The sequence below is a fragment of the Isoptericola dokdonensis DS-3 genome (assembly GCF_001636295.1).
In the GTDB taxonomy this organism is placed as follows: domain Bacteria; phylum Actinomycetota; class Actinomycetes; order Actinomycetales; family Cellulomonadaceae; genus Isoptericola; species Isoptericola dokdonensis.
The window spans coordinates 382,417-407,785 of sequence record NZ_CP014209.1 but is presented as its reverse complement, the minus strand read 5'-3'; the positions used below and the strand labels follow the sequence as shown (position 1 = coordinate 407,785).

28 protein-coding genes are annotated in these 25,369 nt (G+C 72.4%); 14 read left to right on the top strand and 14 right to left on the bottom strand.

The features are described from left to right. Positions 1-104: 104 nt before the first annotated feature. Positions 105-494, bottom strand: coding sequence for a response regulator (locus I598_RS01910; RefSeq protein WP_068200798.1), 390 nt, complete (start codon positions 492-494; stop codon positions 105-107). Between the two features lie 202 nt (positions 495-696). Here I598_RS01910 and ctaE point away from each other — a divergent pair, with 202 nt between their 5' ends. The 5 genes from ctaE to I598_RS01885 all read left to right on the top strand — a co-directional run bounded on the left by ctaE (position 697) and on the right by I598_RS01885 (position 5,748). Continuing rightward, positions 697-1,350 (top strand): aa3-type cytochrome oxidase subunit III, encoded by a 654-nt coding sequence (ctaE, locus tag I598_RS01905; protein WP_068200795.1) that lies wholly within the window; start codon positions 697-699, stop codon positions 1,348-1,350. 67 nt (positions 1,351-1,417) lie between these two features. Further along, on the top strand, positions 1,418-2,200 hold the full coding sequence (gene qcrC, locus I598_RS01900; RefSeq protein WP_068200793.1) for a cytochrome bc1 complex diheme cytochrome c subunit: 783 nt from the start codon (positions 1,418-1,420) through the stop codon (positions 2,198-2,200). After that, complete coding sequence (gene qcrA / locus I598_RS01895) at positions 2,197-3,246, top strand: cytochrome bc1 complex Rieske iron-sulfur subunit (RefSeq protein WP_068200791.1); 1,050 nt, start codon at positions 2,197-2,199, stop codon at positions 3,244-3,246. Before qcrC ends, qcrA begins: the two co-directional genes overlap by 4 nt. Continuing rightward, positions 3,243-4,946: a cytochrome bc1 complex cytochrome b subunit gene (gene qcrB / locus I598_RS01890; RefSeq protein WP_068200789.1), complete on the top strand. Its 1,704-nt coding sequence runs from the start codon at positions 3,243-3,245 to the stop codon at positions 4,944-4,946. Before qcrA ends, qcrB begins: the two co-directional genes overlap by 4 nt. Before the next feature lie 175 nt (positions 4,947-5,121). Continuing rightward, a complete protein-coding gene (locus I598_RS01885) occupies positions 5,122-5,748 on the top strand; it encodes a superoxide dismutase (RefSeq protein ID WP_068200787.1) in 627 nt (208 codons plus the stop codon). Between the two features lie 498 nt (positions 5,749-6,246). Here the strand turns inward: I598_RS01885 and I598_RS01880 are convergent, their stop codons facing one another. From I598_RS01880 to ctaC, 3 genes are read right to left on the bottom strand one after another with little or no spacing between them, the layout of a single operon-like run. After that, positions 6,247-6,648: a cytochrome c oxidase subunit 4 gene (locus I598_RS01880; RefSeq protein ID WP_068200786.1), complete on the bottom strand. Its 402-nt coding sequence runs from the start codon at positions 6,646-6,648 to the stop codon at positions 6,247-6,249. After that, complete coding sequence (ctaD, locus tag I598_RS01875) at positions 6,645-8,480, bottom strand: aa3-type cytochrome oxidase subunit I (protein WP_068200784.1); 1,836 nt, start codon at positions 8,478-8,480, stop codon at positions 6,645-6,647. Before ctaD ends, I598_RS01880 begins: the two co-directional genes overlap by 4 nt. Further along, positions 8,480-9,406 carry an aa3-type cytochrome oxidase subunit II gene (ctaC, locus tag I598_RS01870; protein WP_068200782.1) on the bottom strand — a complete coding sequence of 309 codons (927 nt, stop codon included), beginning with the start codon at positions 9,404-9,406 and terminating at the stop codon, positions 8,480-8,482. Before ctaC ends, ctaD begins: the two co-directional genes overlap by 1 nt. A 275-nt stretch (positions 9,407-9,681) precedes the next feature. Between ctaC and I598_RS01865 the strand changes: the two genes are divergently transcribed. Together I598_RS01865 and I598_RS01860 are read left to right on the top strand one after the other, a co-directional pair. Next, the gene (locus I598_RS01865) at positions 9,682-10,845 is read left to right on the top strand and encodes a cysteine desulfurase family protein (protein ID WP_068200780.1); all 1,164 of its coding nucleotides are present in this window, start codon (positions 9,682-9,684) and stop codon (positions 10,843-10,845) included. Beyond that, entirely contained in the window at positions 10,842-11,129 is a 288-nt protein-coding gene (locus I598_RS01860) for a sulfurtransferase TusA family protein (protein ID WP_068200779.1), read from the top strand. The genes I598_RS01865 and I598_RS01860 overlap by 4 nt, the downstream gene beginning before the upstream one ends. 52 nt (positions 11,130-11,181) lie before the next feature. On the opposite strand, the gene I598_RS01855 is transcribed toward I598_RS01860, so the two are convergent. Both I598_RS01855 and I598_RS01850 read right to left on the bottom strand, forming a co-directional pair. Continuing rightward, positions 11,182-11,532 (bottom strand): HesB/IscA family protein, encoded by a 351-nt coding sequence (locus tag I598_RS01855; RefSeq protein ID WP_068200776.1) that lies wholly within the window; start codon positions 11,530-11,532, stop codon positions 11,182-11,184. A gap of 74 nt (positions 11,533-11,606) precedes the next feature. Beyond that, positions 11,607-12,152, bottom strand: coding sequence for a hypothetical protein (locus I598_RS01850; RefSeq protein WP_068200774.1), 546 nt, complete (start codon positions 12,150-12,152; stop codon positions 11,607-11,609). Positions 12,153-12,168: 16 nt separating this feature from the next. Between I598_RS01850 and nadA the strand changes: the two genes are divergently transcribed. Genes nadA through I598_RS01835 form a run of 3 tightly spaced genes read left to right on the top strand, consistent with a single transcriptional unit; the run spans position 12,169 to position 14,619 of the window. Beyond that, positions 12,169-13,401 carry a quinolinate synthase NadA gene (nadA, locus tag I598_RS01845; protein WP_068200772.1) on the top strand — a complete coding sequence of 411 codons (1,233 nt, stop codon included), beginning with the start codon at positions 12,169-12,171 and terminating at the stop codon, positions 13,399-13,401. 13 nt (positions 13,402-13,414) lie between these two features. Further along, positions 13,415-14,014, top strand: a complete 600-nt coding sequence (locus I598_RS01840) for a DJ-1/PfpI family protein (RefSeq protein ID WP_068200770.1) — start codon at positions 13,415-13,417, stop codon at positions 14,012-14,014. A 50-nt stretch (positions 14,015-14,064) separates the two neighbouring features. Next, the gene (locus I598_RS01835; protein ID WP_068200768.1) at positions 14,065-14,619 is read left to right on the top strand and encodes an acyl-CoA thioesterase; all 555 of its coding nucleotides are present in this window, start codon (positions 14,065-14,067) and stop codon (positions 14,617-14,619) included. A gap of 45 nt (positions 14,620-14,664) precedes the next feature. On the opposite strand, the gene I598_RS01830 is transcribed toward I598_RS01835, so the two are convergent. Together I598_RS01830 and I598_RS01825 are read right to left on the bottom strand one after the other, a co-directional pair. Beyond that, positions 14,665-15,465 (bottom strand): VOC family protein, encoded by an 801-nt coding sequence (locus tag I598_RS01830; RefSeq protein WP_198155730.1) that lies wholly within the window; start codon positions 15,463-15,465, stop codon positions 14,665-14,667. Continuing rightward, positions 15,462-16,856 (bottom strand): dipeptidase, encoded by a 1,395-nt coding sequence (locus tag I598_RS01825; RefSeq protein WP_068200764.1) that lies wholly within the window; start codon positions 16,854-16,856, stop codon positions 15,462-15,464. The genes I598_RS01830 and I598_RS01825 overlap by 4 nt, the downstream gene beginning before the upstream one ends. A gap of 56 nt (positions 16,857-16,912) precedes the next feature. Here I598_RS01825 and I598_RS01820 point away from each other — a divergent pair, with 56 nt between their 5' ends. Continuing rightward, positions 16,913-17,569: a DUF3043 domain-containing protein gene (locus I598_RS01820; RefSeq protein ID WP_068200762.1), complete on the top strand. Its 657-nt coding sequence runs from the start codon at positions 16,913-16,915 to the stop codon at positions 17,567-17,569. A 49-nt stretch (positions 17,570-17,618) separates the two neighbouring features. Further along, positions 17,619-18,632 carry an aldo/keto reductase family protein gene (locus I598_RS01815; RefSeq protein ID WP_068200760.1) on the top strand — a complete coding sequence of 338 codons (1,014 nt, stop codon included), beginning with the start codon at positions 17,619-17,621 and terminating at the stop codon, positions 18,630-18,632. Positions 18,633-18,699: 67 nt separating this feature from the next. Here the strand turns inward: I598_RS01815 and yczE are convergent, their stop codons facing one another. After that, complete coding sequence (gene yczE, locus I598_RS18345; protein WP_335583271.1) at positions 18,700-19,560, bottom strand: membrane protein YczE; 861 nt, start codon at positions 19,558-19,560, stop codon at positions 18,700-18,702. 60 nt (positions 19,561-19,620) lie between these two features. Between yczE and yczR the strand changes: the two genes are divergently transcribed. Then, on the top strand, positions 19,621-21,054 hold the full coding sequence (gene yczR / locus I598_RS01805; protein ID WP_068200758.1) for a MocR-like transcription factor YczR: 1,434 nt from the start codon (positions 19,621-19,623) through the stop codon (positions 21,052-21,054). Between the two features lie 27 nt (positions 21,055-21,081). On the opposite strand, the gene I598_RS01800 is transcribed toward yczR, so the two are convergent. From I598_RS01800 to I598_RS01785, 4 genes are read right to left on the bottom strand one after another with little or no spacing between them, the layout of a single operon-like run. Continuing rightward, complete coding sequence (locus tag I598_RS01800) at positions 21,082-21,291, bottom strand: hypothetical protein (protein WP_068200756.1); 210 nt, start codon at positions 21,289-21,291, stop codon at positions 21,082-21,084. After that, positions 21,288-22,367 carry a quinone-dependent dihydroorotate dehydrogenase gene (locus I598_RS01795; protein ID WP_068200755.1) on the bottom strand — a complete coding sequence of 360 codons (1,080 nt, stop codon included), beginning with the start codon at positions 22,365-22,367 and terminating at the stop codon, positions 21,288-21,290. Before I598_RS01795 ends, I598_RS01800 begins: the two co-directional genes overlap by 4 nt. Beyond that, positions 22,364-22,810 (bottom strand): hypothetical protein, encoded by a 447-nt coding sequence (locus I598_RS01790; RefSeq protein ID WP_068200753.1) that lies wholly within the window; start codon positions 22,808-22,810, stop codon positions 22,364-22,366. The genes I598_RS01795 and I598_RS01790 overlap by 4 nt, the downstream gene beginning before the upstream one ends. Then, a complete protein-coding gene (locus I598_RS01785) occupies positions 22,807-23,166 on the bottom strand; it encodes a hypothetical protein (protein ID WP_068200751.1) in 360 nt (119 codons plus the stop codon). Before I598_RS01785 ends, I598_RS01790 begins: the two co-directional genes overlap by 4 nt. Before the next feature lie 62 nt (positions 23,167-23,228). On the opposite strand from I598_RS01785, the gene I598_RS01780 reads away from it, so the two are divergent. Next, positions 23,229-24,728, top strand: a complete 1,500-nt coding sequence (locus I598_RS01780; RefSeq protein WP_068200749.1) for a leucyl aminopeptidase — start codon at positions 23,229-23,231, stop codon at positions 24,726-24,728. A gap of 203 nt (positions 24,729-24,931) precedes the next feature. Here the strand turns inward: I598_RS01780 and I598_RS01775 are convergent, their stop codons facing one another. After that, positions 24,932-25,297: an oxidoreductase gene (locus I598_RS01775; RefSeq protein WP_068200747.1), complete on the bottom strand. Its 366-nt coding sequence runs from the start codon at positions 25,295-25,297 to the stop codon at positions 24,932-24,934. Between the last annotated feature and the right edge of the window lie 72 nt (positions 25,298-25,369).

Genomic DNA, 25,369 nt, shown 5'->3' with positions numbered 1-25,369 from the left:
TCGGGGTCGACCGGTCGGGGACGAGCACGGCCGGGACCGGATGGTCCGCGTCGCACGGTAGCCCACGCGGGGGGCCCGGCACCCCCCGGTCTCGCCGGTCGGCGTCAGACGGGCTGCGTCAGGGTCTGGGCGACCGCGCGCTGCACGGCCAACGGGTCCAGCGGGCGCGGCACGACGGCGTCGGCGAGCGACCACGAGGCGAGCCACGCGTCGTCGGGCCGGGCCGTCAGCACCAGCACGGGAGGGCACTGGTAGACCTCGTTCTTGAGCTGGCGGCAGACGCCCATGCCGCCCGCCTTGTCGGCCTCGCCGTCCAGGACGAGCAGGTCGAACCGGCGCGAGTGCGCCGCCTCGACGACGGCTGCGGCGGTGGCCACCTCCGTCCACACGAGGTCGGGCTGCCCCACCCCCAGACGTGGCCCGACGGCGAGCCGCACGTGGTCTCGCACGGTGCTGTCGTCGCTGTACAGCAGGACTCGCGGGCCGGTCGTCATCGAGCATCCCTTCGCCGTCGTTTCATGGCATCGTGGCACAGCACCGTCACCTCGGTCAGCACCGGGACGTGGTCTTTTCCTGGCACTCCGGCGAGTTCCGTCATGAAGACGGCCCTCGACGCCGTGATTCTGCAGATTCCGTGAGGCCGATCTCCACGATCCGCCCCCTCCGAGTCCTCGAAGCCGCCCCACGTCCGCCATAATGGCTGATGTGTCGACCGCAACGGCTGCTGCCCCCCACGCCCACCAGCACGTGACAGTCAACCGACCGAACCCCGTCTCGGTCGGGACGATCGTCTGGCTCGCGAGCGAGCTCATGTTCTTCGCGGGCCTCTTCGCCATGTACTTCACGGTCCGCTCCGTGATGCCGGAGGACGAGTGGGCGGCCCAGGCCGACATGGTCAGCTTCACGTTCCCGCTGATCAACACCACGATCCTCGTGCTGTCCTCGGTGACCTGCCAGGCCGGCGTGTTCGCCGCCGAGCGGTTCCAGCCCACGCGCACGGGCTCGCTGCTGAACCTGCGCCTCTGGGGCATGAACGAGTGGATGACGCTCACCTACCTCATGGGCGCCGTCTTCGTCGCGGGCCAGATCTTCGAGTACGCGGAGCTCGTCGAGCACGGCCTGACGATCTCGTCCAGCGCCTACGGCTCCGTCTTCTACCTGGCGACCGGCTTCCACGGCCTCCACGTCATCGGCGGCCTCATCGCCTTCCTGTTCCTGCTCGGCCGCTCCTTCCGCGCCAAGCGGTTCACCCATCACGAGGTCACCACCGGGCTCGTGGTCTCCTACTACTGGCACTTCGTCGACGTCGTCTGGATCTTCCTGTTCCTGGTCATCTACGTCCTGAAGTGATCCCCCCGACCGGCGACGTCGCCGGCACAGCCCCTGCACCAACCACCTGCGAGACGAGGACATTTTCGTGAAGGCACTCGCCGCCCGCCGGCACCACCGGGCCGCCCCGGTCGTGCTGATGCTGCTGGCGCTGCTGCTCATGGGTGGTGTGTACGCCACCCTGGCACCGACTCCGGCCAGCGCCGACACCGCCAGCACAGCGACCGACGTGGAGGAGGGCGAGCGGCTCTTCCAGGCCAACTGCGCCACGTGCCACGGCCCGAACGCCGAAGGCACCGCCGAGGCGCCCTCGCTCGTGGGCGTGGGTGCGGCGTCCGTGGACTTCCAGGTGTCCACCGGCCGCATGCCGATGCAGCTCAACGGCCCCCAGGCGGCCGAGAAGCCTCGCCAGATGAACGAGGAGCAGACCGCCCAGCTCGCGGCCTACGTCGCCTCACTCGGCCCCGGACCGGCCATCCCGACGGACGAGCAGGTCGACGCCAGCGCCGGCGACTCCTCCAACGGAGCGCTGCTGTTCCGCACGAACTGCGCCATGTGCCACAACGCCGTCGGCGCCGGTGGCGCGCTCTCCGAGGGCAAGTGGGCGCCCCCGCTGCTCGACGTCTCGGAGCGCAACATCTACCAGGCCATGCTGACCGGCCCCCAGTCCATGCCGGTCTTCAACGACGCCAACATCACCCCCGAAGAGAAGCGCGACATCATCGCCTACATCTTCGAGCAGCACGAGGGATCTGCCGGCGGCCTCACGCTCGGCTCCCTCGGCCCCGTCAGCGAGGGCCTGTGGGCCTGGGTCGTCGGCCTGGGCCTGATGATCGGTGCTGCCGTGTGGATCGGAGCCAAGTCCTCGTGAGCGAGAACCAGAACCCCTCCGTCGGCCAGGACGTCACGGCGTCCTCGACGACGACCAGCACCGAGCGCTTCGCGGACCCCGGCGTCCCCGAGCACAAGCTCCGCCTGACCGACACCGACCCGGCGGCGAACAAGCGCAACGAGCGCATCATCGTGCTGCTCTTCGCCCTGTCCTGCGTCGGCGCGATCGCGTCCCTCGTCGCGTACTTCGCGGTGCGCCCCGACGGCACCACGGAAGGCACACGCCTCTCCACGGTGCTGCTCGGCGTCACGATGGCGATCTCCCTGCTCGGCATCGGCTTCGCCGCCATCCACTGGGCCAAGTCCCTGATGAGCGACCACGAGCACGTCGACGAGCGCCACGAGCTGCGCAGCTCGACCGAGGTCCGCGAGGTCGCCGTCCAGCACCTCACCGACGGCGTCGAGGACTCCGGCATCGGCCGTCGCGGCGTGCTCAAGGGCGCCGCCGTGTCCGCGCTCGCCCTCTTCCCCCTGACGTTCGCCGTGCCGCTGATCTCCAGCGTCGGTGGCGACTGGGACGTCGCGAAGTTCAAGCACACCATCTGGAAGCGCGGCACCCGCCTCGCGTACGACCCCTCCGGTCGTCCGATCAAGGCGTCCGACCTCACCGTCGGTTCCGTCGCGCACGTCATCCCCGAGGCCACCGAGGAGTACATGGCCTCGCACGAGTGGATCACCGAGAAGGCGAAGGCCGTCGTCCTCCTGGTGCGCCTCAACCCGGCGGACATCCGTTCCGACCAGTCGCCCGCGGGCGAGACCTGGTCCTACGACGGCATCGTCGCCTACTCGAAGATCTGCACCCACGTCGGGTGCCCGGTGGCTCTCTACGAGCAGCAGACGCACCACCTGCTGTGCCCGTGCCACCAGTCGACCTTCGACATGGCCGACGGCGCCAAGGTCGTCTTCGGCCCGGCGAACCGAGCCCTGCCGCAGCTGCCCATCGCCGTCGACGACGGCGGGTACCTGATCGCGCAGGACGACTTCTCCGAGCCCGTCGGACCGAGCTTCTGGGAGCGTCTGAAGTGAGCACCGAGACCAGCGCGTCCGTGGACGCGCCCACCACCCCCGTCGGCAAGGCTGCCGACTACCTCGACCAGCGCACGAGCATCGGCGTCGCCGTCAAGGAGTTCGCGCGCAAGGTCTTCCCGGACCACTGGTCCTTCATGCTCGGCGAGATGGCGCTGTTCTCCTTCGTCGTCCTGCTGCTGTCCGGCGTCTTCCTCACCATGTTCTTCGATCCCTCCATGGCGCTCATCGAGTACCACGGGGCGGGCCCGGAGTCCATGCAGGGGCAGCTCATGTCGGTCGCCTTCGCCTCCACCCTCGACCTCTCGTTCGAGGTGCGCGGCGGTCTGCTCATGCGGCAGATCCACCACTGGGCGGCCCTGATCTTCATGGCCTCGATCGTCGTGCACATGATGCGCGTGTTCTTCACCGGCGCGTTCCGCAAGCCGCGCGAGATCAACTGGCTCGTGGGCGTCGTCCTGATGATCCTCGGCCTGGCCGCCGGCTTCTCCGGCTACTCCCTGCCGGACGACGTGCTGTCGGGCAACGGCCTGCGCATCACGGACGGCGTCATCAAGTCGATCCCGGTCATCGGCTCGTACATGTCGTACTTCGTGTTCGGCGGCGAGTTCCCGGGCGAGCACATCATCCCGCGCCTGTTCACCGTCCACATCCTGCTCGTGCCGGCACTGCTGCTCGCGCTGATCGGCCTGCACCTGTTCCTCATGGTGCTGCACAAGCACACGCAGTACCCGGGTGGCGGGCGCACCGACAAGAACGTCGTCGGCTACCCGCTGTTCCCGGTCTACGTGGCCAAGATGGGCGGCAACTTCTTCATCGTCTTCGGCATCCTCGCCCTGATGGGCGCCACGATGGCGATCAACAACGTGTGGAACTACGGCCCCTACGACCCGTCGCCCGTCGGCGCGGGCGCACAGCCCGACTGGTACATGCTGTTCCTCGAGGGGTCGCTGCGCCTCATGCCGGGCTACGGCACGGAGTGGGTGCTCTTCGGCTACACCCTGTCGCTGAACGTGCTCATCCCCGCGGTCGTGATCCCCGGCCTGCTGTTCACGTTCCTCCTCGCGTACCCGTTCGTCGAGGCCAAGGTGACCGGCGACCGCCGCGAGCACCACGTCCTGGACCGACCGCGCAACGTGCCCGTCCGCACCGGCCTCGGCGTCGCGTTCCTCACCGCGTTCATCATCCTGGCGCTGGCCGGCTCGAACGACCTCATCGCGACCCACTTCGGGCTCTCCATCAACGAGATCACCTGGGTCTTCCGGGTGATGTTCTTCGTCGGACCCGTCATCGGGTTCTGGATCACGAAGCGCATCTGCCTCGGTCTGCAGCGCAAGGACCGCGAGCTGGTGCTGCACGGGCACGAGACGGGCCGCATCGTGCGCTTCGCCAACGGCGAGTACATCGAGGTCCACCGTCCGCTGGACGAGCAGGAGCGCTGGCTGCGCGTCAACTACGACGCCTACGAGCCGCTCGCGATCGAGCCCGCGACGGACGCCCGTGGTGTGAAGCGCCGCGGGTACCGCAGCGACAAGGCATGGCAGAGGCTCTCCCGGTTCTTCTACGAGGACCGCGTCGAGCCGGTGACTCCCGCCGAGCTGGCTGCCGCGCACTCGCACGGCGAGCACGACGAGATCGCCCACGAGAACTCCCCCGCGGAGGTCACCACGGGGGCCGAGAACGTCGATCGGGAGCGCTGAGACTCCTGACGGGCCGGACCAGGACCCGCGAGCCGCACCCTCCTTCTCGGAGGGCGTGGCGCGCGGGTCCTCGTCTACCCTGACCGAGGCGGCGGAGCGACCCCGCCACCCACGGTTCGACGAACTGACGCCGCGCCCGTCCGCGTGCGCGGCCTGAACTGGAAGGTACCTGAGCATGGCTGTCTACACGCTCCCCGACCTGCCCTACGACTACAGCGCCCTGGAGCCGCACATCAGCGGCAAGATCATGGAGCTGCACCACGACAAGCACCACGCCGCCTACGTCACCGGTGCCAACACGGCCCTGGACAAGCTGGCGGAGGCACGCGAGTCGGGGGACCTCGCCGCCGTCAACCTGCACGAGAAGAACCTCGCGTTCAACCTCGGCGGCCACGTCAACCACACCGTGTTCTGGAACAACCTCTCCCCCGAGGGCGGCGGCGAGCCCGAGGGCGAGCTGGCCGAGGCGATCAAGGACCAGTTCGGTTCCTTCGCCGCCTTCCAGGCGCAGTTCACGGCCGTCGCCACCGGCATCCAGGGTTCGGGATGGTCCGTGCTCGGCTGGGACTCGATCGGCGGGCGCCTCGCGATCTTCCAGCTCTTCGACCAGCAGGCCAACGTGCCGGTCGGCATCACGCCGATCCTCATGCTGGACATGTGGGAGCACGCGTTCTACCTGGACTACCTGAACGTCAAGGCCGACTACGTCAAGGCGTTCTGGAACATCGCCAACTGGCAGGACGTCGCCGCCCGTCTCGAGCGTGCGCGCACCCAGACCGCCGGTCTGATCGTCCCCGCCTGATCGTCGAGCGGCCTTCCGCCTGACACCACCGGAGGCCCGTCCACCCGCCGTACGCGGGAGGACGGGCCTTCGTGCTCCCGGTGCGAGTCAGCGCTCGTGGACGCGAGTCAGCGCTCGTGGACGCGAGTCAGCGCTCGTGGACGCGAGTCAGCGCTCGTCGGCGCGAGTCAGCGCTCGCCCGAAGCTCCCGACGCGGAACGTGAGGTGGAAGGACGTCGGGGGATGCCGCGCGTCGTCGTCAATCCCGGAGTGGAGCGCCCCCTGGGGCGCGTGAACGCGACGACGCGCGGCATCCCCCGACGTCCGGACCCGAGAGTGTGCGCTGACTCGCGCCCACGAGCGCTGACTCGCGGCAATCCACGCTGACTCGGCAAAGCCCGCGCTGACTCGCGGGAACCTGCGCTGGCTCGCGGCCGCCACCACCGGGATCGCAGTGCCCGGGACGGCGAAGGCCCCGCCGCACCGGAGAGTGCGACGGGGCCCTGGAGGCGAGAGAGCTCAGTGGGCGTGCTGCCCGCGGCTGAACTCGAAGACCCAGCCGACGAGGCCGATCACGCCGACGATGAGGCTGATGTAGAAGACCCACCAGCCGACGGCCAGTCCGAGGAAGGCGATGGCGGCGGCGGAGCCGAGCACCAGGGGCCACCACGACCAGGGGGCGTAGACGCCCTGGTCGCCGGCGCCCTGCTCGATCTCGCCCTCCTCGTCGTCCTCGGGACGAGCGTCGGTGTGCTTGGCCTGGACGACCAGGTAGGCACCGATCATCGCCATGAGGGCGCCGACGAGCGGGATGCCCAGGTAGCCGACGGGCTCCGCGAAGTCCGTGAGGAAGCCGTAGACGACGCCGACCACGACGAAGAAGGGTGCGAGCCAGACGAAGAGGCGGATCTCGATCTTCACTTGTTCGTCTCCTCGTCCTCGGGACGCTCGGCGTCGATCACCGTGGTGGTCGACTGCTGCCTGTCCGGGTGGTCCTGCTGCTCCGCCAGCTCCTCCACGTACTCCCGGTGACCGTTGCGGTCCGGGCCACCGTAGATCTGCTCGGAAAGGCCCTGACGGTTGTCGTGGTTCTCCATCGCGGCGACCTCGGGGTGGTGCAGGTCGAACGCCGGGGACTCGCTGCGGATGCGCGGCAGCGACGTGAAGTTGTGCCGCGGCGGCGGGCAGGAGGTCGCCCACTCGAGGGAGCGGCCGTAGCCCCACGGGTCGTCCACCTCGACCTTGGGCGCGTTGCGCCAGGTCGTGTAGACGTTCCAGAGGAACGGCAGGGTGGACGCGGCGAGGATGAACGCACCGACGGTGGAGAGCTGGTTCTCCCAGGTGAAGCCCTCGTCCGGCATGTAGTCGGCGTAGCGGCGGGCCATGCCCTCGACGCCGAGCCAGTGCTGGACCAGGAACGTCATGTGGAAGCCGATGAACAGGATCCAGAAGTGGATCTTGCCGAGGCGCTCGTTGAGCATGCGACCCGTGAACTTGGGCCACCAGAAGTAGAAGCCGGCGAACATCGCGAAGACCACGGTGCCGAACACGACGTAGTGGAAGTGCGCCACGACGAAGTACGAGTCGGACAGGTGGAAGTCGAGCGCAGGGCTGGACAGGATGATGCCGGTGAGGCCACCGAAGAGGAACGTGACCAGGAACCCGATCGACCAGAGCATCGGCGTCTCGAACGTGAGCTTGCCGCGCCACATCGTGCCGATCCAGTTGAAGAACTTCACTCCGGTCGGCACCGCGATGAGCATCGTCATGAAGGCGAAGAACGGCAGCATGACGGCGCCGGTGACGTACATGTGGTGGGCCCACACCGTCACGGACAGGGCCGCGATGGCGATCGTCGCGTAGATGAGGCCCTTGTAGCCGAAGATCGGCTTGCGGCTGAAGACCGGGAAGATCTCCGACACGATGCCGAAGAACGGCAGCGCGATGATGTAGACCTCGGGGTGGCCGAAGAACCAGAACAGGTGCTGCCACAGGACGGCGCCGCCGTTGTCCGGGTTGAAGACCTGCGCGCCGAAGCGGCGGTCGGCACCGAGGGCGAACAGCGCGGAGGCCAGCGGCGGGAACGCCATCAGCACGAGGAGGCTGGTGACCAGCGTGTTCCAGGTGAAGATCGGCATGCGGAACATCGTCATGCCGGGCGCGCGCATGCAGATGATGGTGGTGATGAAGTTGACCGCGCCGAGGATCGTGCCGAAGCCGGCGAGGGCTAGGCCGAACACCCAGAGATCTCCACCCAACCCTGGACTGAAGGTCGTGTTCGACAGTGGCGCGTAGGCGAACCAGCCGAACGAGGCGGCTCCCTGCGGGGTGAAGAAGCCCGCTGCGGCGATGAGACCACCGAAGAGGAAGAGCCAGTACGCGAACATGTTGAGTCGCGGGAAGGCGACGTCCGGTGCACCGATCTGCAGCGGCATGATCACGTTCGCGAAGCCCGCGAACAGCGGCGTCGCGAACAGCAGCAGCATGATCGTGCCGTGCATCGTGAAGAGCTGGTTGTACTGCTCCTTGCTCTGCACGATCTGGATGCCGGGCTCGAACAGCTCGGCACGGATCAGCAGGGCGAGGATGCCTCCCACGGCGAACCAGAAGAACGACGTGATCAGGTACATGTACCCGATGGTCTTGTGGTCGGTGGAGGTGATCCACTTGATCACCGTGCGGCCCAGCGTCTGGCGCTGCGGACGCAGCCCCGGGATCAGGTCCGCGCCGTGCGCGGTTTCGGTGGCGGCCATCAGCCCTCGACCTCCACGGTCTCGTCGTGCGCGGCACCCGAACCGGGGTGCTGCTGGCGGTTGAGGTCGAGCCCGAGCTCGCCGGTCTGGCCCTTGTCGCGCAGCTCGTCCATCTTCGCGTCGTAGGTGGCGCGGTCGACGACCTGGACGTTGAAGAGCATGCCGGAGTGGAACTCGCCGCAGAGCTCGGCGCACTTGCCGGCGTAGGTGCCCTCCCGCTCGGGGACGACCTGGAACGTGTTCGTCTTGCCCGGGATCATGTCCATCTTGAACAGGAACGCGGGGATCCAGAACGAGTGGATGACGTCGCGGGAGTCGACGGTGAACTCGACCCGCTCCCCCACCGGCAGGTAGAGGGTGGGGAGCTTGTCGGAGGTGCCCACGGCGCCGTCGACGGCGTCCTCGGCGGTCTCGGAGCCCGGCTCCAGCAGCTGCTGGCCGGTCTCGTACACGTCGTCGTCGAGGTAGTTGAAGTCCCAGCTCCACTGCTTACCGATGACCTGGATGCTGACGTCGGGCTCCTCGGCGGTGTCGAGGATCGCCGTCATGTCACGGTTCGTGTAGAAGAACAGCACGAGGACCATCAGCAGCGGGACGATCGTGTACATGATCTCGAGCGGCATGTGGTAGCGCGTCTGCACGGGCAGGCGGTGGTCGTCGCGACGCTTGCGGTAGGCCGCGACGCACCAGAGCATCAGGCCCCAGGTGACGATGCCGACCAGGAGGGCGGCGACCCAGGAGCCGACCCAGAGGTCGGTGATGCGTCCCGTCTGGTTGGTCACCTCGCCGTCCTCGTAGCCGGGGAGGTAGCCGCGCGAGGCGGCGTCGCTGGCGCAACCGGTGGCGAGACCCGCGACGACGACGGCGAGCGCCGTCGCGCGCAGCGCCAGCGATCGCCGGTTGCGGGGGGTTCTCTTCGAGTGCAAGGGGGGCCTTTCACGTCTCGTCCGACCGACGGCCCCAGGAGCAGGGCGCACGGGTAGACATTCGTCCTCGATGGGAGCAGCCTAGCGCGACCTTCACGGGTTCGACGCCAGAAGCACCCGAGTCCTACGTGACGGCGACCAGCGCCTCTGTCGCCATCCGAGCCCGTTGACGACATGCCTCGGGCGGGTGTCAGATCGGCACGCCGGATCGGTCGTCCCCGGGGCATGATGGCGGGACGCTCCCGCTCCCCGACAGCATCGAGACCGAGGCCCGTGTGACACATCCCACCAGCCCTCCCCCGCCCCGGACGCACCTCGACAACGGCGGCGGCGCCCCGTGGCACCCGCTCGCCCGCGAGGCGCTCGCGCAGTCCCTCGCCGACGGCTGGGCGGACCCCCGAAGGCTGCACGCCGAGGGCCGCCGCGCCGCTGCGTTGCTGGAGGGCGCGCGGGAGGCCGTGGCCGCCGTGCTGGGCGCACGCACGCCCGAGGTCCGGTTCACGCCGTCGCACACGGCGTCGCTGCACGGGGCGGTCGCGCAGGTCGCCCGGGCACGACGACGGCGCGGCCGCGACGTGGTGGTCGGCGCGACGGAGCGCGCCGCGACCCTGCACGCCGCGGCGCACGCGGCCGACCGCCACGACGGCCGCAGGGTGCTGGTGCCGGTCGACGGCGTCGGGCGGGTCGACGGCGACGCCTTCGCCATGGCCCTCGGCGCCCCCGGTGTCGCCCTGGCGGCCCTCCAGCACGCCAACGGTGAGGTGGGCACTGTCCAGCCGCTCGACGTCGTGCACGCCGCGGCGCGGGAGCGGGACGTGCCGCTGCTCGTCGACGCCGGCGCGAGCGTGGGCCATCTGCCCGTCCCGCAGGCGTGGGACCTGCTCGCGGCGGACCCGGCGGACTGGGGCGGCCCGGCCGGCGTGGGGGTGCTCGCGGTGCGCCACCGCACCCGCACCGCCTCCGACGGCCCCGAGGATCCCGACCCGTGGGCGCCGGGCGGGGTGAGCGTGCCCCTGGCGTTCGCGGCCGCCGTGGCGCTCCAGGCGGTGGAGGCCGACCGGGTCGCGCAGGACGCACGACGCCGGGCGCTGGTCGACCGCGTCCGGGCGTCGGTCGCGACGATCCCGGACGTCGAGGTGGTGGGTGACCCGGACGACCGGCTCCCCCACGTCGTCACGTTCTCGTTCCTCTACGTCGACGGCGAGGCCCTGGTGGGCGAGCTCGACAAGGCAGGCTTCGCGGTCGGTTCGGGCTCGGCCTGCACGGCGGCCACGCTGGAGCCCTCGCACGTCCTGGCCGCGATGGGGGTGCTGACGCACGGCAACGTGCGCATCGCCCTCGACCGGTCGACGACGTCCGACGACGTGGACCGCTTCCTGGCGGTCCTGCCGGACGCGGTCGGCCGGGTCCGCGACATGCTGGGGGCGGGGGACCTGTGAGCGGCGGGCCCGAGGTCGACGCCCGCGGGCTGCGTTGCCCGCTGCCGGTGGTGCGGCTCGCCGCGGTCGCGCGGGAGCTGCCCGCCGGGACGGAGGTGTCGGTCCTGGCGACCGATCCCGCCGCCCGGCACGACGTCCCGGCCTGGGCCCGCATGCGGGGTCATGCGTCGACCGGCGAGGAGCTGGTCGAGCCGACGGACGGCGAGCGCTGGTGGCGACTCACGGTGCTCCTCGGCGGGCGTCCCGGCCCGGGGACGACGAACGCCGCCGGATCCCCCGGGTGAGGGGGATCCGGCGGCGTCCACCGGGTGCGGCCGGGTAGCCCGGCCGGCCGGGTCAGGCGAACGAACCGCCGCAGGCGCAGGACTCGCCGGCGTTCGGGTTGTCGATCGTGAAGCCCTGCTTCTCGATGGTGTCGGCGAAGTCGATCTTCGCGCCCTCGAGGTAGGGGACGCTCATGCGGTCCACGACGACCTCGACGCCGTCGTAGTCGCGCAGGGCGTCGCCGTCGAGCAGGCGCTCGTCGAAGTAGAGCTGGTAGATGAGGCCGGAGCAGCCGCCGGGCTGCACGGCGACGCGCAGGCGAAGGTCGTCGCGGCCTTCCTGCTCCAGGAGGCTGCGGACCTTGTCCGCGGCGATCTCGGAGAGGTCGACTCCGTGCGTGGCGATCTCGGTCGTGTCGGTCATGCTTCCTCCAACAGGCTCAGGCGTGCTGCTGTTCCCGATCCTACGCCCAGGTTCCCCGGCGTCGGCGACCCACGTCACACCGGGCGACGTGGCGGGCACCAGGTCTGGGCGACCCGGGCGAGACGGCCGGCGTCCCACGGGGCGCCGACGTCGTGGACGCCCGCGACGCCCGCGGCGGCGACGGCGCGTCGCGAGGTCAGGTCGGCGCCGGTGAGGACCACGACGGGCACGGCGTGCGCCGCAGCGGCTGCGGCGGAGTCGGCCACCGGCCCGGCGTGGAGCGCGGCCGTGTCGAGGACGTCGACGTGCACGACGACGAGGTCCGCGGCTCCGACGCGGTCGGCGAGCCGGGCGAGGTGCGGCGCGGCGGGCGCCGACGCCACGCTGCGCAGCCCGAGCTTCGTCATCGGGACGAGGACGGCAGGGCGCTCCGCCGCGGCCCCGGGCACGGGCGCGGCCGTGCGCTCCGGAGCAGCGGACGCCGGCAGCTCCAGCCGCTCGACGACGCAGTGCGGCGCCGCGTCCCGCCACACGTCCGCGAGCGCCCCGGAGGCGTCGGTGCGCCCGCCCGCGGGCGGTCGGGGGGCGTCGCTCTCGGCGGTCACCAGCAGCACGTGCATCCCGTGATCGTGGCACATGCGGACACCGTGGGAAGATGTCGTCGTGAGCACTCTCCTGAACGAGACCTCGACGTTCGTCGAGCCGGCCGCGTCCCCGCTGCTGCTGCTCGGCCAGGGCCGCGACCTCGCCTCGGAGCGCGGGGTCGAGTGCACGGGCGCGCTGCCCGCGGCGTCCGACCCCGACCTCGTGGAGCGCGCGCGGGCCGCCCGCGCGGCGCTCGGCGACCGGGCGTTCGTCCTCGGCCACCACTACCAGCGCGACGAGGTCATCGACTTCGCGGACGTCACGGGCGACTCGTTCAAGCTGGCGCAGCGGGCCGCGGCCCGCCCCGAGGCGGAGTTCGTCATCTTCTGCGGCGTGCACTTCATGGCGGAGTCGGCCGACATCCTCACCACGGACGCCCAGCAGGTCGTGCTGCCGGACATGGCGGCGGGCTGCTCGATGGCGGACATGGCGGAGATCGGCCAGGTCGAGGAGGCGTGGGCCGTCCTGGAGGACGCCGGGATCGCCGGCGACACCGTCCCGGTCACCTACATGAACTCGACGGCGGCGATCAAGGCGTTCACCGGCCGCCACGGCGGCACGGTCTGCACGTCGTCCAACGCCCAGGTGGCGCTGCGCTGGGCGTTCGACAAGGTCGGCGGGGTGGACGGCACGGGCAAGGTGCTGTTCATGCCGGACCAGCACCTCGGCCGCAACACCGCCGTGCTCCAGCTCGGGATGAGCCTGGACGACTGCGTCGTGTTCGACCCCCGCAAGCCGGGCGGCGGGCTGACCGCCCAGGAGCTGCGCGACGCGCGCATGATCCTGTGGCGTGGCCACTGCTCGGTGCACGGCCGGTTCTCGCAGCGCAACGTCGACGACGTCCGGGCGAAGGTGCCCGGCGTGAACGTGCTGGTGCACCCGGAGTGCAAGCACGAGGTCGTCACCGCCGCCGACATGGTGGGCTCGACGGAGTACATCATCAAGGCGCTGGAGGCGGCCGAGCCGGGTTCGTCGTGGGCGATCGGCACCGAGCTCAACCTGGTGCGCCGCGTCGCGCGGGCCCACCCGGACAAGCAGGTGCACTACCTCGACTCGACCGTGTGCTTCTGCTCGACGATGAACCGCATCGACCTGCCGCACCTGGTGTGGGCGATGGAGTCGCTGGTCGAGGGTCGTGTGGTGAACCGGATCGTCGTGGACGCCGACGACGCCCACTGGGCCCGCGTGGCCCTGGACCAGATGCTGGCGCTGCCGGGGATCTGACGGGAGCAGGACGATGAGCACCGACGGCGGGCTCCACATCGGCGTCCTCGTGTTCGACGAGGCCGAGGAGCTCGACGTCGTGGGCCCGTTCCAGGTGCTCGCCGAGTGGCAGGAGCACTCCGAGGTCAAGCCGCACGTCAGCACGTTCTCCCGGGACGGCGAGGGGGTGCGGCTCGCCAAGGGCATGCGGCTGGTGCCGGCCCGCTCCGCGGACGACGTGGGGCCGCTGCACCTGCTGGTGTACCCGGGTGGCTGGGGCACGCGCACGCTCATGGCGGACCCCGACCACCTGGAGTGGTTGCGGCAGGTGCGGGTGCAGACGCCGGTGGTCGCGAGCGTCTGCACGGGCGCCCTGGTGCTCGCCGCCGCGGGCCTGCTGTCCGGGCGGCCGGCGACGACCCACCACGACCACTACGACGACCTGGCGCGGATCGACCCGAGCGTCGTGGTGGACACCGAGGCCCGGTTCGTCGACGACGGCGACGTGGTGACCTCGGCGGGCGTGTCGGCCGGGATCGACATGGCCCTGCACCTGGTGGCGCGGCTGGAGTCCCCGGAGGTGGCGCGGGCGGTACGGCGCGCGCTCCAGTACGACCCCGTCCCGCCGGTCTGACCGAGCCGGAAGTTATCTGATACCGGGCGTCGCTGATATAACGTCACGTCATGACCCGGATGCTGCACCTCGTCAAGGCGACCCTGCTCCCCCGCAAGCCGCTGCCGGGCTTCGGGCCGTTCGACACGTCCACGACCGTGCTGCGCGTCCACCCGGGCGACCTCGACCTGTACGTCCACGTCAACAACGGGTCCTACCTGCAGATGATGGACGTGGCCCGGTCGAACCTGCTCGGCGACCTCGGCGGCCTGCCCCGGCTCAAGGCCAAGGGCTGGTACCCCGTGGTCGCGGCGTCGACCATGTCGTACAAGCGGTCCCTGCAGCTCTTCGAGAAGGTCACCCTCTCGACCCGCCTGCTCGGCTGGGACGAGCGCGTCGTGTACCTCGAGCAGGTGTTCTCCGTCGGGGACTCGTTCCGCGCCCGCGGCTGGGTCGCCGGACGGTTCCTCGCCAAGGACGACTCGCGCGTCGCACCCGCCGCCGTCGTCGAGGCGCTCGTCGACGGCGAGGCACCCCCGAGCCCCGCCCTGCCGGACGACGTCGCCGCGTGGGCGCGAGCCGTCGACGTCGCGCACCGCGAGCAGACCGTCCGCCCCGGACCCTGAGCGCCGCGCGACCTGCGGACCGGCGGTCCGCAGGTCGCGCACGTCTCAGGCCTCGCCGACGACCTCCGTCGCCTCGGCGAGCGCCGACGCCACGACGTCGTCGTCGGCGCCCGACGTCCCGGCGAGCCTCCGCAGGTCGTCGAGCGCCGTCCGGGCCGCGGCGTCGTCGCCCAGCCGCACGTGCAGCTCGACCAGGTAGGCCAACGCCGTCGCCAGCACCCCCGGCCCCTCGTCCACGGAGGCGGTCCCGGTCGTCGCCCGCCGGACCGCACCACCCAGGACCTTGCGCGCCTGGGCGACGTCCCCGTGGGAGTCCGCCACGACGACGGCGTTCTCGACCGCCCGGGCCAGCGAGCCACCGCCGTCGGACGTCCACGTCGTGCTGTCGCCCGGCCCGCCGACGACCGGGGCGTCCGGGGCACGGCTGAACCGCACCCAGTTGCCGGCCGGGTCGACCAGGCTGAACCCGCTCAGGGCGCCGTTGTTCGCCCGGCGACGGGGCCGCGTGATGCGCGGCGTCCCGCTGACCGGGACGGAGCCGTAGAGCGCGCGCAGCCCTTGGGTGAACCGCGCGTGCACGGGGCCGGTGTCGGCGACGACCACCGCGCACGTGGAGTGGCTCGCCTCCGGGTCCCACGTGGGCATTCCGTAGTAGTGCAGGTCGACCCCGCCGACGGACAGCGCGACGTACGGGTTCGGGCGGAGCTGGCGGTACGTGCGCTCCAGCCCGAGCGCCGTCCAGAACTCCGCCATCTCGTCGACGTCGGCGCACGGCAGCAGCGGCACCATGTGTGCCCCCGCGACCGCTGCGGCGAACCCGTCGGCCGGATCCGGGGCGTCGCTCACGCGGGACGGACCCCGGTGCGGGCGATCTCGCGCAGCAGCAGCGCCTCGGCCAGCACGACCTTGCGCAGCTCGCCCAGGTGGACGGACTCGTTCGCGCCGTGGGCGCGCGAGTCCGGGTCCTCGACACCGGTGACGAGCACGGCGGCGTCCGGGTAGGCCTCCAGCAGGTCGGCGATGAACGGGATCGAGCCGCCCACCCCGATGTCCACCGGGTCGGTGCCCCACGCGGCGGCGAACGCGGCCCGCGCCGCCTGCATCGCCGCGGAGTCGGCCGGCGCGCCGAACGGCTTGCCGTGCTCGTGCGGGGTCCACGTCACCCGGGCGCCGAACGGGGCGTGCGCCTCGAGGTGGGCGGCCAGCGCGTCGTCGGCCGCCTGCGGGTCCTGGCCCGGCGGGATGCGCAGCGACAGCTTCGCGGAAGCGGACGGCGCGATCGTGTTGGACGCGTGCGCCACGCTGGTCGCGTCGATCCCGATGACGGCCAGCGCGGGCTTGGACCACAGCCGCCCCGCGATCGTGCCCTCGCCCGCGAGGCGGACGCCGTCCAGGACGGACGAGTCGGCGCGGAAGTCGGCCTCGGCGTAGTCGACCTCCGGCTCGGACCCCGTGACCAGACCCTCGATCGCGACGTTGCCGACCTCGTCGTGCAGCGTCGCGACCAGCCGCGCGAGCAGCGTGTTCGCGTCGAGCAGCGCGCCTCCGAACATGCCGGAGTGCACGGCGTGGCCGAGCGCCTCCACCGTGACGACACCGTCGACCAGGCCGCGCAGCGACGTCGTCAGCGCCGGGACGCCGACCTTCCAGTTCGTGGAGTCCGCGACGACGATGACGTCCGCCGCGAGCAGCTCGTGGTGGTCCGCCAGGAAGCGGGCGAAGCTCGGCGAGCCGGACTCCTCCTCGCCCTCGACGAACACGGTGACGCCCACGCCGAGCTCGTCTCCGGCCGCGGCCAGGGTGCGCAGCGCGCCCACGTGCGCCATGACGCCGGCCTTGTCGTCCGCCGCGCCGCGCCCGAACAGCCGCTCGCCGCGCTGCGTCGGCTCGAACGGGTCGGTGTCCCACGTGGCGGCGTCGCCCGGCGGCTGGACGTCGTGGTGGGCGTACAGCAGCACGGTCGGGGCGCCGGCAGGGGCAGGGCGGCGGGCGACGACGGCGGGGGCGCCCGGCGTGCCGTCGGGTCGCGGCGAGCGCAGGACCTGGACCTCGGGCAGGCCCGCTCCGCGCAGGAGCTCGGCGACGGCCTCGGCGCTCGCCGCGACGTGCGCCTGGTCGAAGGCCGCGGCCGAGACGCTCGGGATGCGCACGAGCGCCTCGAGGTCGGCCTGGACGGCGGGGAACAGCGCGTCGACGTGGTCCCGCAGGGCGGACACGTCCGGGTCGGTGTGGTTCACGCCCCCACGCTAACCCGGCGTTCCCGGGCGCCCGCGCGCTCGACTACCCTGGTGGGGTGTTCTCCCGCAAGCGCGACATCGCCGAGGCGTCGTCCTCCAGCACGCCCGACAACGCCGTCGACCCCGTGACGGCCGCGGCCGACATCGAGGCCGGGGGCCGGCCCGCGGCCAAGGGCCGCCCCACCCCGAAGCGGAGCGAGGCCGAGGCGCGCAACAAGCGTCCCCTCGTGCCGAACGACCGCAAGGCCGCCCGCAAGGCCTCGCGGGAGAAGATGCGCGAGGAGCGCAACCGCGAGTACATCGCGATGCAGACCGGCGACGAGCGCCACCTGCCCGCCCGCGACAAGGGCCCGGTACGCCGGTACGTGCGCGACCACGTGGACGCCCGCTGGAACCTCGGGGAGTTCTTCCTGCCCGTCGCGTTCGTCTTCATCTTCGCGAACATCCTCGTCATGCAGAACCCGACGCTGAGCGCCCTGGTGCTCGTCGCGCTGTACGCCGTCGTCATCGTGACGATCCTCGACGCGACGATCATGTGGCAGCGCCTCAAGCGTCGCCTGCGCGACAAGTTCGGAACGGTCGGCGCGGACGGCACCAAGACCTTCGACGTCCCGCGCGGCACGATGATGTACGCCGTCATGCGCGCGTTCCAGATCCGCCGCTCGCGCCTGCCGAAGCCGATGCACAAGAAGCACGGCGTCTGGCCCGAGTGAGTCCTCCGCCCGGGCGGAGGCACGCCCCGGGCCGTCATAGGGTGACGGCATGGTCAACTACCGTTACCTCGGCAACAGCGGTCTCAAGATCTCGGAGATCACCTACGGCAACTGGCTCACCCACGGGTCCCAGGTCGAGAACGACGTCGCCGCGCAGTGCGTGCGCGCCGCCCTCGACGCCGGCATCACCACGTTCGACACGGCGGACGTCTACGCCAACACCGCCGCGGAGCAGGTCCTCGGCGACGCGCTGAAGGGCCAGCGCCGCGAGTCGCTGGAGATCTTCACGAAGGTCTACTGGCCGACCGGCCCGAAGGGCCCCAACGACACGGGCCTGTCCCGCAAGCACGTCATGGAGTCGATCAACGGGTCGCTGCAGCGCCTCGGCACCGACTACGTCGACCTCTACCAGGCGCACCGCTACGACGTGGAGACGCCGCTGGAGGAGACGATGCAGGCGTTCGCCGACATCGTCCGCCAGGGCAAGGCGCTCTACATCGGCGTCAGCGAGTGGACGGCCGACCAGATCCGCGCGGGTGCGGAGCTGGCCAAGGACCTCGGCTTCCAGCTCATCAGCTCCCAGCCGCAGTACTCGATGCTGTGGCGGGTCATCGAGGACGAGGTCGTCCCGACCTCCCGCGAGCTGGGCCTGTCCCAGATCGTCTGGTCCCCCATGGCGCAGGGCGTGCTGTCCGGCAAGTACGTGCCGGGCAAGGAGCTGCCCGCGGGCTCGCGCGCCACCGACGCCAAGGGTGGCGCCCAGATGATCGAGCGCTTCATGCGCGACGAGGTCCTCGAGCGGGTGCAGCGGCTCAAGCCGGTCGCCGACGAGCTCGACCTGTCCATGGCGCAGCTCGCCGTCGCGTGGGTGCTCCAGAACGACAACGTCGCCGCCGCCCTGGTCGGCGCGTCCCGCCCGGAGCAGGTCGCGGAGAACGTCAAGGCGTCCGGCGTGACCATCCCGGCCGAGCTCCTCGCGACGATCGACGACGTGCTGGGTGACGTCGTCGAGCGCGACCCGGGCAAGACCCTCGAGGGCATGCCGAAGACCCGCGTCGCCTGACGCACGGTCCACGACGGCCCGGCCACCGCCCTGTGCGGCGGCCGGGCCGTCGTCGTCCCCGGTCGACTCAGCGGGCTCCGTGCTCGGCACGCACGACGTCCAGCGCCCGGGCGATCTCGCGGGCGCGGCGCGGGACCCGGTCCTCGGGGGCGGACCCGCTTGCCGGCGCGGGACCTGCCGGTCCCGCCGTCGACGACGCCGGGCGGGCGGTCGACGACGCCGGACGGGCGGCAGCGGGACGTCGGACGCGACGGGTCGGCCCCGCGGTCGCGGTCAGCGACCCGGTCGGCACGAGGAACCGCCACCGGGTCGCGACCTGGACCACCGGCCCGACGCCGAGGGCGAACGCCACCGTCGCCCAGCCGAGCGTGCCGCCGAGCAGCCAGCCGGCGGCCACCACGGCGACCTCGATACCGGTCTTGGTGGCGCGCACCGACCAGCCGGTGCGCGCGGTGAGGCCGGTGAGCAGCCCGTCGCGGGGGCCGGGGCCGAGGTGCACGCCGACGTACGCGGCGGTGGCGACGCCGTTGAGCACGATCGCCCCGAGCGCCAGCGCGACGGCGCCGACCGCGCCGGGTCGCGGCACGAGGGTCTCCAGGAGGCGCAGGAGCGGCTCGATCGTCAGGGAGATGACGACCACGTTCGCCACGGTGCCGATACCAGGCCGCTGCCGCAGCGGGACCCAGGCGGCCAGCACGAGTGCGGAGACGACGCCGACGACCACACCGAGCGACCACCCGGTGGCGCGGGCCAGACCCTGGTGCAGCACGTCCCAGGGCATGGCGCCCTGCCCGGCGTGGAGCAGCATCGCCATGGACGCGGTGAAGGCGAGCAGCCCGAGGACGAGCTGGACCCCGCGGCGCGTGGCGCCCAGGGCGGGGACGGGCAGGGCCGGGAACGTCGTCGGGGGCAGGTCGGTCGTCGTCATGCCGCCATCCTCCGACCCATTGGCATCGTCATCCATAGCCAATCGTGGGAGAGTGGACCGGTGACGACCACCACCCCGGCCCGCACGAGCGCCGTCCGGCACCTGTCCGCCCCCGCGACCGCCCGGCTGCTCGGCGCCTGGCGCGCCGGCGGCCCGGCCTACGTCGCCCTCGCCGACGCGCTGCGGGCTGCCGTCCTGGCAGGTTCGCTGCCCGCCCTGACCCGGCTGCCCAGCGAGCGCGACCTCGCCGCCGTGCTCAAGGTCTCCCGCACCACCACGTCCGCCGCCTACGCACGCCTGCGCGAGCTCGGCTTCGCCGCGAGCCACGTCGGCTCGGGCACCGTCGCCGTGCTCCCCCGCGGTGGCCGACCCGCCGCCGGCCGGCCCGCCGCCGGCGACGCCCCCGTCCCCGACCTCGCCGACGAGCACGCCGTCGACCTCGCCCAGGCCACGCCCGGCGCCGTCGACGCCCTGCACGACGCGTACGCCCGCGCGCTCGAGGCGCTGCCCGCCTACCTCGCGACCGGCGGCTACGCCCACCTCGGCCTCGACCCGCTGCGCGAGGCCGTCGCCCGTCGGTACACGGCACGCGGCGTGCCGACCGACGCCGACCAGGTGCTCGTCACCACCGGCGCCCAGCAGGCACTCGCCGTGCTCGCGTCCACGCTCGTCCGGCGCGGCACCACCGCCGTCGTGGAGTCACCGACCTACTTCCACGGCATCGAGGTCCTGCACCGCGCGGGCGCACGCGTCGTCGGCGTCCCGCCCGGCGACGTCGAGGCGCTCGAGTCGGCGGTCCGCACGACCGGGGCCCGGTACGTCTACGTCGTGCCCGACCACCACAACCCCACCGGCACGTCCCTCGACCCCGAGCGGCGCCGCGCCGTCGCCGACCTCGCCGCCCGACTCGACGTCACCGTCGTCGGCGACGAGACCCTCACCGACCTCGGGCTCGACGACGACGCCGAGCTGCCTCCGCTCGCCGGACCGGGGACGGACCCGCGGCTCGTCAGCGTCGGGTCGGCGTCCAAGTCGTTCTGGGGTGGGCTGCGCGTCGGCTGGGTCCGTGCCGACCGCCAGCTCGTGCACCGGCTCGGCGCCGCCCGCCAGGTGCTCGACATCGCCACACCCGTGCTCGAGCAGCTCGCCGTCGCCGAGCTCCTCGACCGCGAGGACCAGATCCTGCCCGGGCGGCGGGCCGCGGTCCGGGCGCAGCGCGACCTCCTCGTCGAGCAGGTCCGCGACACGTTCCCGACGTGGGACGTCCCGCGCCCGGCGGGCGGGCTGTGCCTGTGGGTGGACCTCGGGCGTCCCGTCGCCCAGCAGCTCGCCGCCGCCGGCGTCGCCGAGGGCGTCCAGGTGTCCCCCGGTCCCCGGTTCACGCCCGACGGGTCGGCCACCGACCACGTGCGCCTCACCTACACCCGGTCGCCGGCCGCGCTCACCGACGGCGTCGAACGGCTCGCGCGCGCCTGGCGGCGCGTGACCGGCTGACGGTCCCGGCCGGGTGCGAGCAGGCCGTCAGGGGGTGCGGAACGACACCGACGGCGTGACCTGCTGCCCCTCGCTCAGCAGCCGGGCCTGCACCGCCCCCGCCGCCGCGAGGCCGCGCCAGTGCTCCCCCAGCCACTGCTCGGCGTCGAACTGCGTGCTGAACACCGGGCTCAGCGAGGCGTCCAGCCGCGCACCGTCCTCGCCCTCCAGCGCCCACTCCCAGCGAGGCCGGATCACGCGATGCTCCCCGCGCTGATCGACCCGGCCGACCGGGTCAGCGCACGGTTGATGCGCGACGGCCACATCGGGCCCTCGTAGACGAACGACGTGTAGCCCTGGACGAGGTCCGCCCCCGCCCGCAGGTAGGCGCGCACGTCGTCGGCCGCGCGCACGCCCCCGACACCGATGACGACCGGGTCCGGGCCGAGCCGCTCGCGCAGCCGCGCGACGACCTCCAGCCCGCGCGGCAGCAGCATCGGGCCCGAGAGCCCACCGGGCCCCCGGTCGTGACCGATGGTCGTGTTCACGGCGACGACACCGTCCAGACCCAGGTCGAGCGCGAGGTCCGCCACGGCGTCCACGTCGGCGTCCGCCAGGTCGGGGGCGATCTTGACCAGCAGCGGGGTGCGGCGCACCCCCGCCGCCGCGGTCGCGGCGTCGGCCGCCTCGCGGGCGGCGGCGAGGATCGGGCGCAGCTCGGCGGTCGTCTGCAGGTCCCGCAGGCCGGGGGTGTTCGGCGACGACACGTTGACCACCAGGTAGTCCGCGTGCGGCGCGAGCAGCCGCGCGCACGCCGCGTAGTCGGCCGCCGCGTCCGCGGCCGACGTCGTCTTGTTCTTGCCGATGTTGACCCCGACGACGGCGGCCCGGCCGGCAGCGGTGCGGCGCAGGGCGCGCAGCCGCTCCGCCATCTCCGCGGCGCCGTCGTTGTTGAAGCCCATGCGGTTGCGCACACCACGCAGGTCCAGCTCGCGCCACATGCGGGGCGCCTCGTTGCCCGGCTGCGGCCGCGGCGTCACCGTGCCGACCTCGACGAACCCGAAGCCGAGCATCGTCAGGCCGCGCACCGCCCGGGCGTTCTTGTCGAACCCGCCCGCCAGGCCGAAGGGCGCCGGGACCGTGCGGCCCAGGACCTCCACGCTGCCCGGACCGCCGACCCCGCGCCCCAGGTACGGGGCGAGCGCGCCCTGGACGACGTCCCGCACCACCGGGACCTTCCCGGCGACCTCGATCGCGCGGAACGCCAGCTCGTGCGCCCGTTCCGGGTCCATGCCCTTGAACACGGCGTCGAACAACAGGGAGTACGGGGTCATCGGTCCTCCGCGGATCGGGACGTGTCGGGTCGGGCACGGTGCCGTGGCCGAGTGTGCCAGAGCCACCACAGCCCCACGAAGGGCAGGACGAGCGGCACATAACCGTAGCCCTGGCCCAGGTGCGACCACACGGTCGCCTCGGGGAACAGCTCGGCGTGCCAGAACGAGAGCGTCCCGACGACGAGCACACCCACCGCCTCGACCACCACGGCGACCCATGCGGTGCGCCGCCACGCGGGACGGGCGCCGAGCGCCAGCGCGAGCGTGGCCACCACGTACACGGCGGCGGCGAACGCGGACAGCAGGTAGGCCAGCGGCGCCTCGTCGAGCTGGAAGATCACCTGGTACACCGACCGGCCCAGCGCCGCGAAGGCCAGCACCCCGTACACCGTGACGAGCAGCCGGCCGAAGCCCTGCCCCGTCGACCTCGCACCCTCGGTCACGCGCCACCCTCCCAGATGATCCAGAGCCGCCACTGGAGGAACGCGACCGTCAGGGACGCGACCAGCAGCACCACCGACGACCAGCGGGTCCGCTCCGCGAACGCCCACGCCGCCGCGATCGGCAGCAGCAGGGCGGCGGTCAGCAGGTAGCCCCAGAACAGCGGACCGTCGACCTCGTGACCCCCCGCCTGCAGCACGCCCGCCACGACCGCCTGCACGACCAGGACGGCCTCGACGGCGGCCGCACCGAACAGCTGGCGCAGCACCACCGCACGGTCACGCACGACGAACCACGCCGCCCAGCCGGCCAGTGCCGCGCACAGCACCAGGGCGAGCACGTAGAGGGGAAGGACCACGTCCGCAGACTACCCGTGCCCTGCGACGACCCGACCCGTCCGGTCGCGTTAGCCTGGGCACCGTGGCTGACCTCACCCTGACCGCGAAGAACCCCGCCCGCATCGCCGCCGACGCCCTCGTCGTCGGGACGTGCCTCACGTCCGACGGCGTCGCCGTCGTCGCCGACCAGCTCCCCGCCACCCTGGTGGAGCAGATCGAGACCCTCGCCCCCCGGCTCGGCGTCACCGGCGCCCGCCAGGAGGTCCGCACCCTCCCCGCCGGCCCCGACGTCGCCGCCGACGTCCTCGTGCTCGTCGGTCTCGGCGAGCGCGACGCCGACGGCACGTTCGACCGCGAGGCCCTGCGCGAGTCCGCCGGCGCGGCCGTGCGCTCCCTCGCCGGATCCACCTCCGCCGTGCTCGCGTTGCCCGCCGTCGACGAGACCGAGCTCGGCGCCGTCGTCGAGGGCGCCCTGTACGGCGCGTACGCCTACACGACCTACCGGGACGCGAAGGCCGCCGCCAAGCAGGCGCCCGTCGCGACCCTCCAGGTCGCCACCGGCTTCGCCCGCACGAGCGCCGCCAAGGCCGCCGTCGCGCGCGCCGAGATCCTCGCCGCCGCCGTCCACGGCACCCGCGACCTGGTCAACGCCGCCCCCAACGACCTCTACCCCGCCTCCTTCGCCGACGCCGCCAAGGCCGCCGTCAAGGAGACCGGTGCCAAGGGCGTCAAGGTCACCGTCCTCGACGACAAGCAGCTCGCCGCCGGCGGCTACGGCGGCCTCACCGGCGTCGGCCAGGGCTCCGCCCGCGGCCCCCGCCTCGTCAAGGTCGCCTACACCCCCGCCAAGGCCACCACCAAGGTCGCGCTCGTCGGCAAGGGCATCACCTTCGACACCGGCGGCATCTCCATCAAGCCCGCCGCCGGCATGGACACCATGAAGTCCGACATGGCCGGCGCCGCCGCCGTCCTGCACACCGTCGTCGCCGCCGCACGCCTCGGCCTGCCCGTCGCCGTCACCGGTTACCTCTGCCTCGCCGAGAACATGCCCGGCGGCAACGCGCAGCGCCCCGGCGACGTCGTCGCCATCCGCGGCGGCAAGACCGTCGAGATCCTCAACACCGACGCCGAGGGCCGCCTCGTCATGGCCGACGGCCTCGTCTCCGCCGTCGAGGACGGTCACGACGTCGTCCTCGACATCGCCACCCTCACCGGCGCGCAGATGGTCGCCCTCGGCCGCCGCGTCTCGGCGGTCATGGGCACCGACGACGTGCGCGACGAGGTCAAGGCCGCCGCCGACACCGTCGGCGAGCAGTTCTGGCCCATGCCGCTGCCCGGCGAGATCGCCGAGGGCCTCAAGTCGAAGGTCGCCGACATCGCCAACGTCGGTGAGCGCTGGGGCGGCATGCTCGCCGCCGGCCTCTTCCTGCGCGAGTTCGTCGGCGAGACCCCGTGGGCCCACCTCGACATCGCCGGCCCGGCGTTCAACGAGAAGGGCGCCCACGGCTACACGCCCGCCGGCGGCACCGGCACCGGCGTCCGCACCATGCTCGGGTTCCTCGAGAGCCGCGCGGGGGTCTGACCCTCGCCGGTCCCGTTCCGGGTGAGGCCCGGTCTGCACCACGTCGCGCGTGGCGCAGACCGGGCCTCACCCTGTCGTCGTCCGTTCGCCCTGCACCTGCGGACGCGACGATGTCGGGTCGAGCCGTGCTGCAGGGCCTCGCACATCGGCTGTCGGTCCGTGCAGGGAGCCGTCGACGTCGGCCGGCACCGCGGCCGGGCCGGTCAGCGGCGGGTGGCGCGCTTCTTCTGCTCGGCGCGCTGCGCGGTGTTCCAGTCGCGCATGCGCTGCGGGTAGCCGGTGAAGCGGACGTTGTAGACGGGGATGCCGAGGGAGCGGGCCACCTCGAAGCCGGTCTGCTCGTCCGGGACGCGACGGCGGGTCCACTCCCCCGTGGTGGCGACCAGCAGCACGGTGGCCGGGGTCTGCGCGTTGGGGGGCTCCACGTAGGCCTCGACACCTACGCGCGAGGACACGAACTCCTGCAGGTGGGCGACGGCGGCGCTCCTTCCCCCACCCGTGGCGACGGGCGCCGACGACGACGGGGCGGTGCGGCCGAGCAGTCGGTCCAGGGCTGACCTCAGGGACATGTCGAGAGACTACCGCCGCCTCCCGGCGGTGAGCGCGGTCACCGACGTTCTGACGGCGACGGGCAAGCGCGT

What these genes read in the sequence shown, in the direction of transcription:
- I598_RS01910 (WP_068200798.1), bottom strand. Translation starts at nt 494, where the DNA reads ATGACGACCGGCCCGCGAGTCCTGCTGTACAGCGACGACAGCACCGTG.
- ctaE (WP_068200795.1), top strand. Translation starts at nt 697, where the DNA reads ATGGCTGATGTGTCGACCGCAACGGCTGCTGCCCCCCACGCCCACCAG.
- I598_RS01885 (WP_068200787.1), top strand. Translation starts at nt 5,122, where the DNA reads ATGGCTGTCTACACGCTCCCCGACCTGCCCTACGACTACAGCGCCCTG.
- ctaD (WP_068200784.1), bottom strand. Translation starts at nt 8,480, where the DNA reads ATGGCCGCCACCGAAACCGCGCACGGCGCGGACCTGATCCCGGGGCTG.
- I598_RS01855 (WP_068200776.1), bottom strand. Translation starts at nt 11,532, where the DNA reads ATGACCGACACGACCGAGATCGCCACGCACGGAGTCGACCTCTCCGAG.
- I598_RS01850 (WP_068200774.1), bottom strand. Translation starts at nt 12,152, where the DNA reads ATGCACGTGCTGCTGGTGACCGCCGAGAGCGACGCCCCCCGACCGCCC.
- nadA (WP_068200772.1), top strand. Translation starts at nt 12,169, where the DNA reads ATGCGGACACCGTGGGAAGATGTCGTCGTGAGCACTCTCCTGAACGAG.
- I598_RS01840 (WP_068200770.1), top strand. Translation starts at nt 13,415, where the DNA reads ATGAGCACCGACGGCGGGCTCCACATCGGCGTCCTCGTGTTCGACGAG.
- I598_RS01835 (WP_068200768.1), top strand. Translation starts at nt 14,065, where the DNA reads ATGACCCGGATGCTGCACCTCGTCAAGGCGACCCTGCTCCCCCGCAAG.
- I598_RS01815 (WP_068200760.1), top strand. Translation starts at nt 17,619, where the DNA reads ATGGTCAACTACCGTTACCTCGGCAACAGCGGTCTCAAGATCTCGGAG.
- yczE (WP_335583271.1), bottom strand. Translation starts at nt 19,560, where the DNA reads ATGACGACGACCGACCTGCCCCCGACGACGTTCCCGGCCCTGCCCGTC.
- I598_RS01795 (WP_068200755.1), bottom strand. Translation starts at nt 22,367, where the DNA reads ATGACCCCGTACTCCCTGTTGTTCGACGCCGTGTTCAAGGGCATGGAC.
- I598_RS01775 (WP_068200747.1), bottom strand. Translation starts at nt 25,297, where the DNA reads ATGTCCCTGAGGTCAGCCCTGGACCGACTGCTCGGCCGCACCGCCCCG.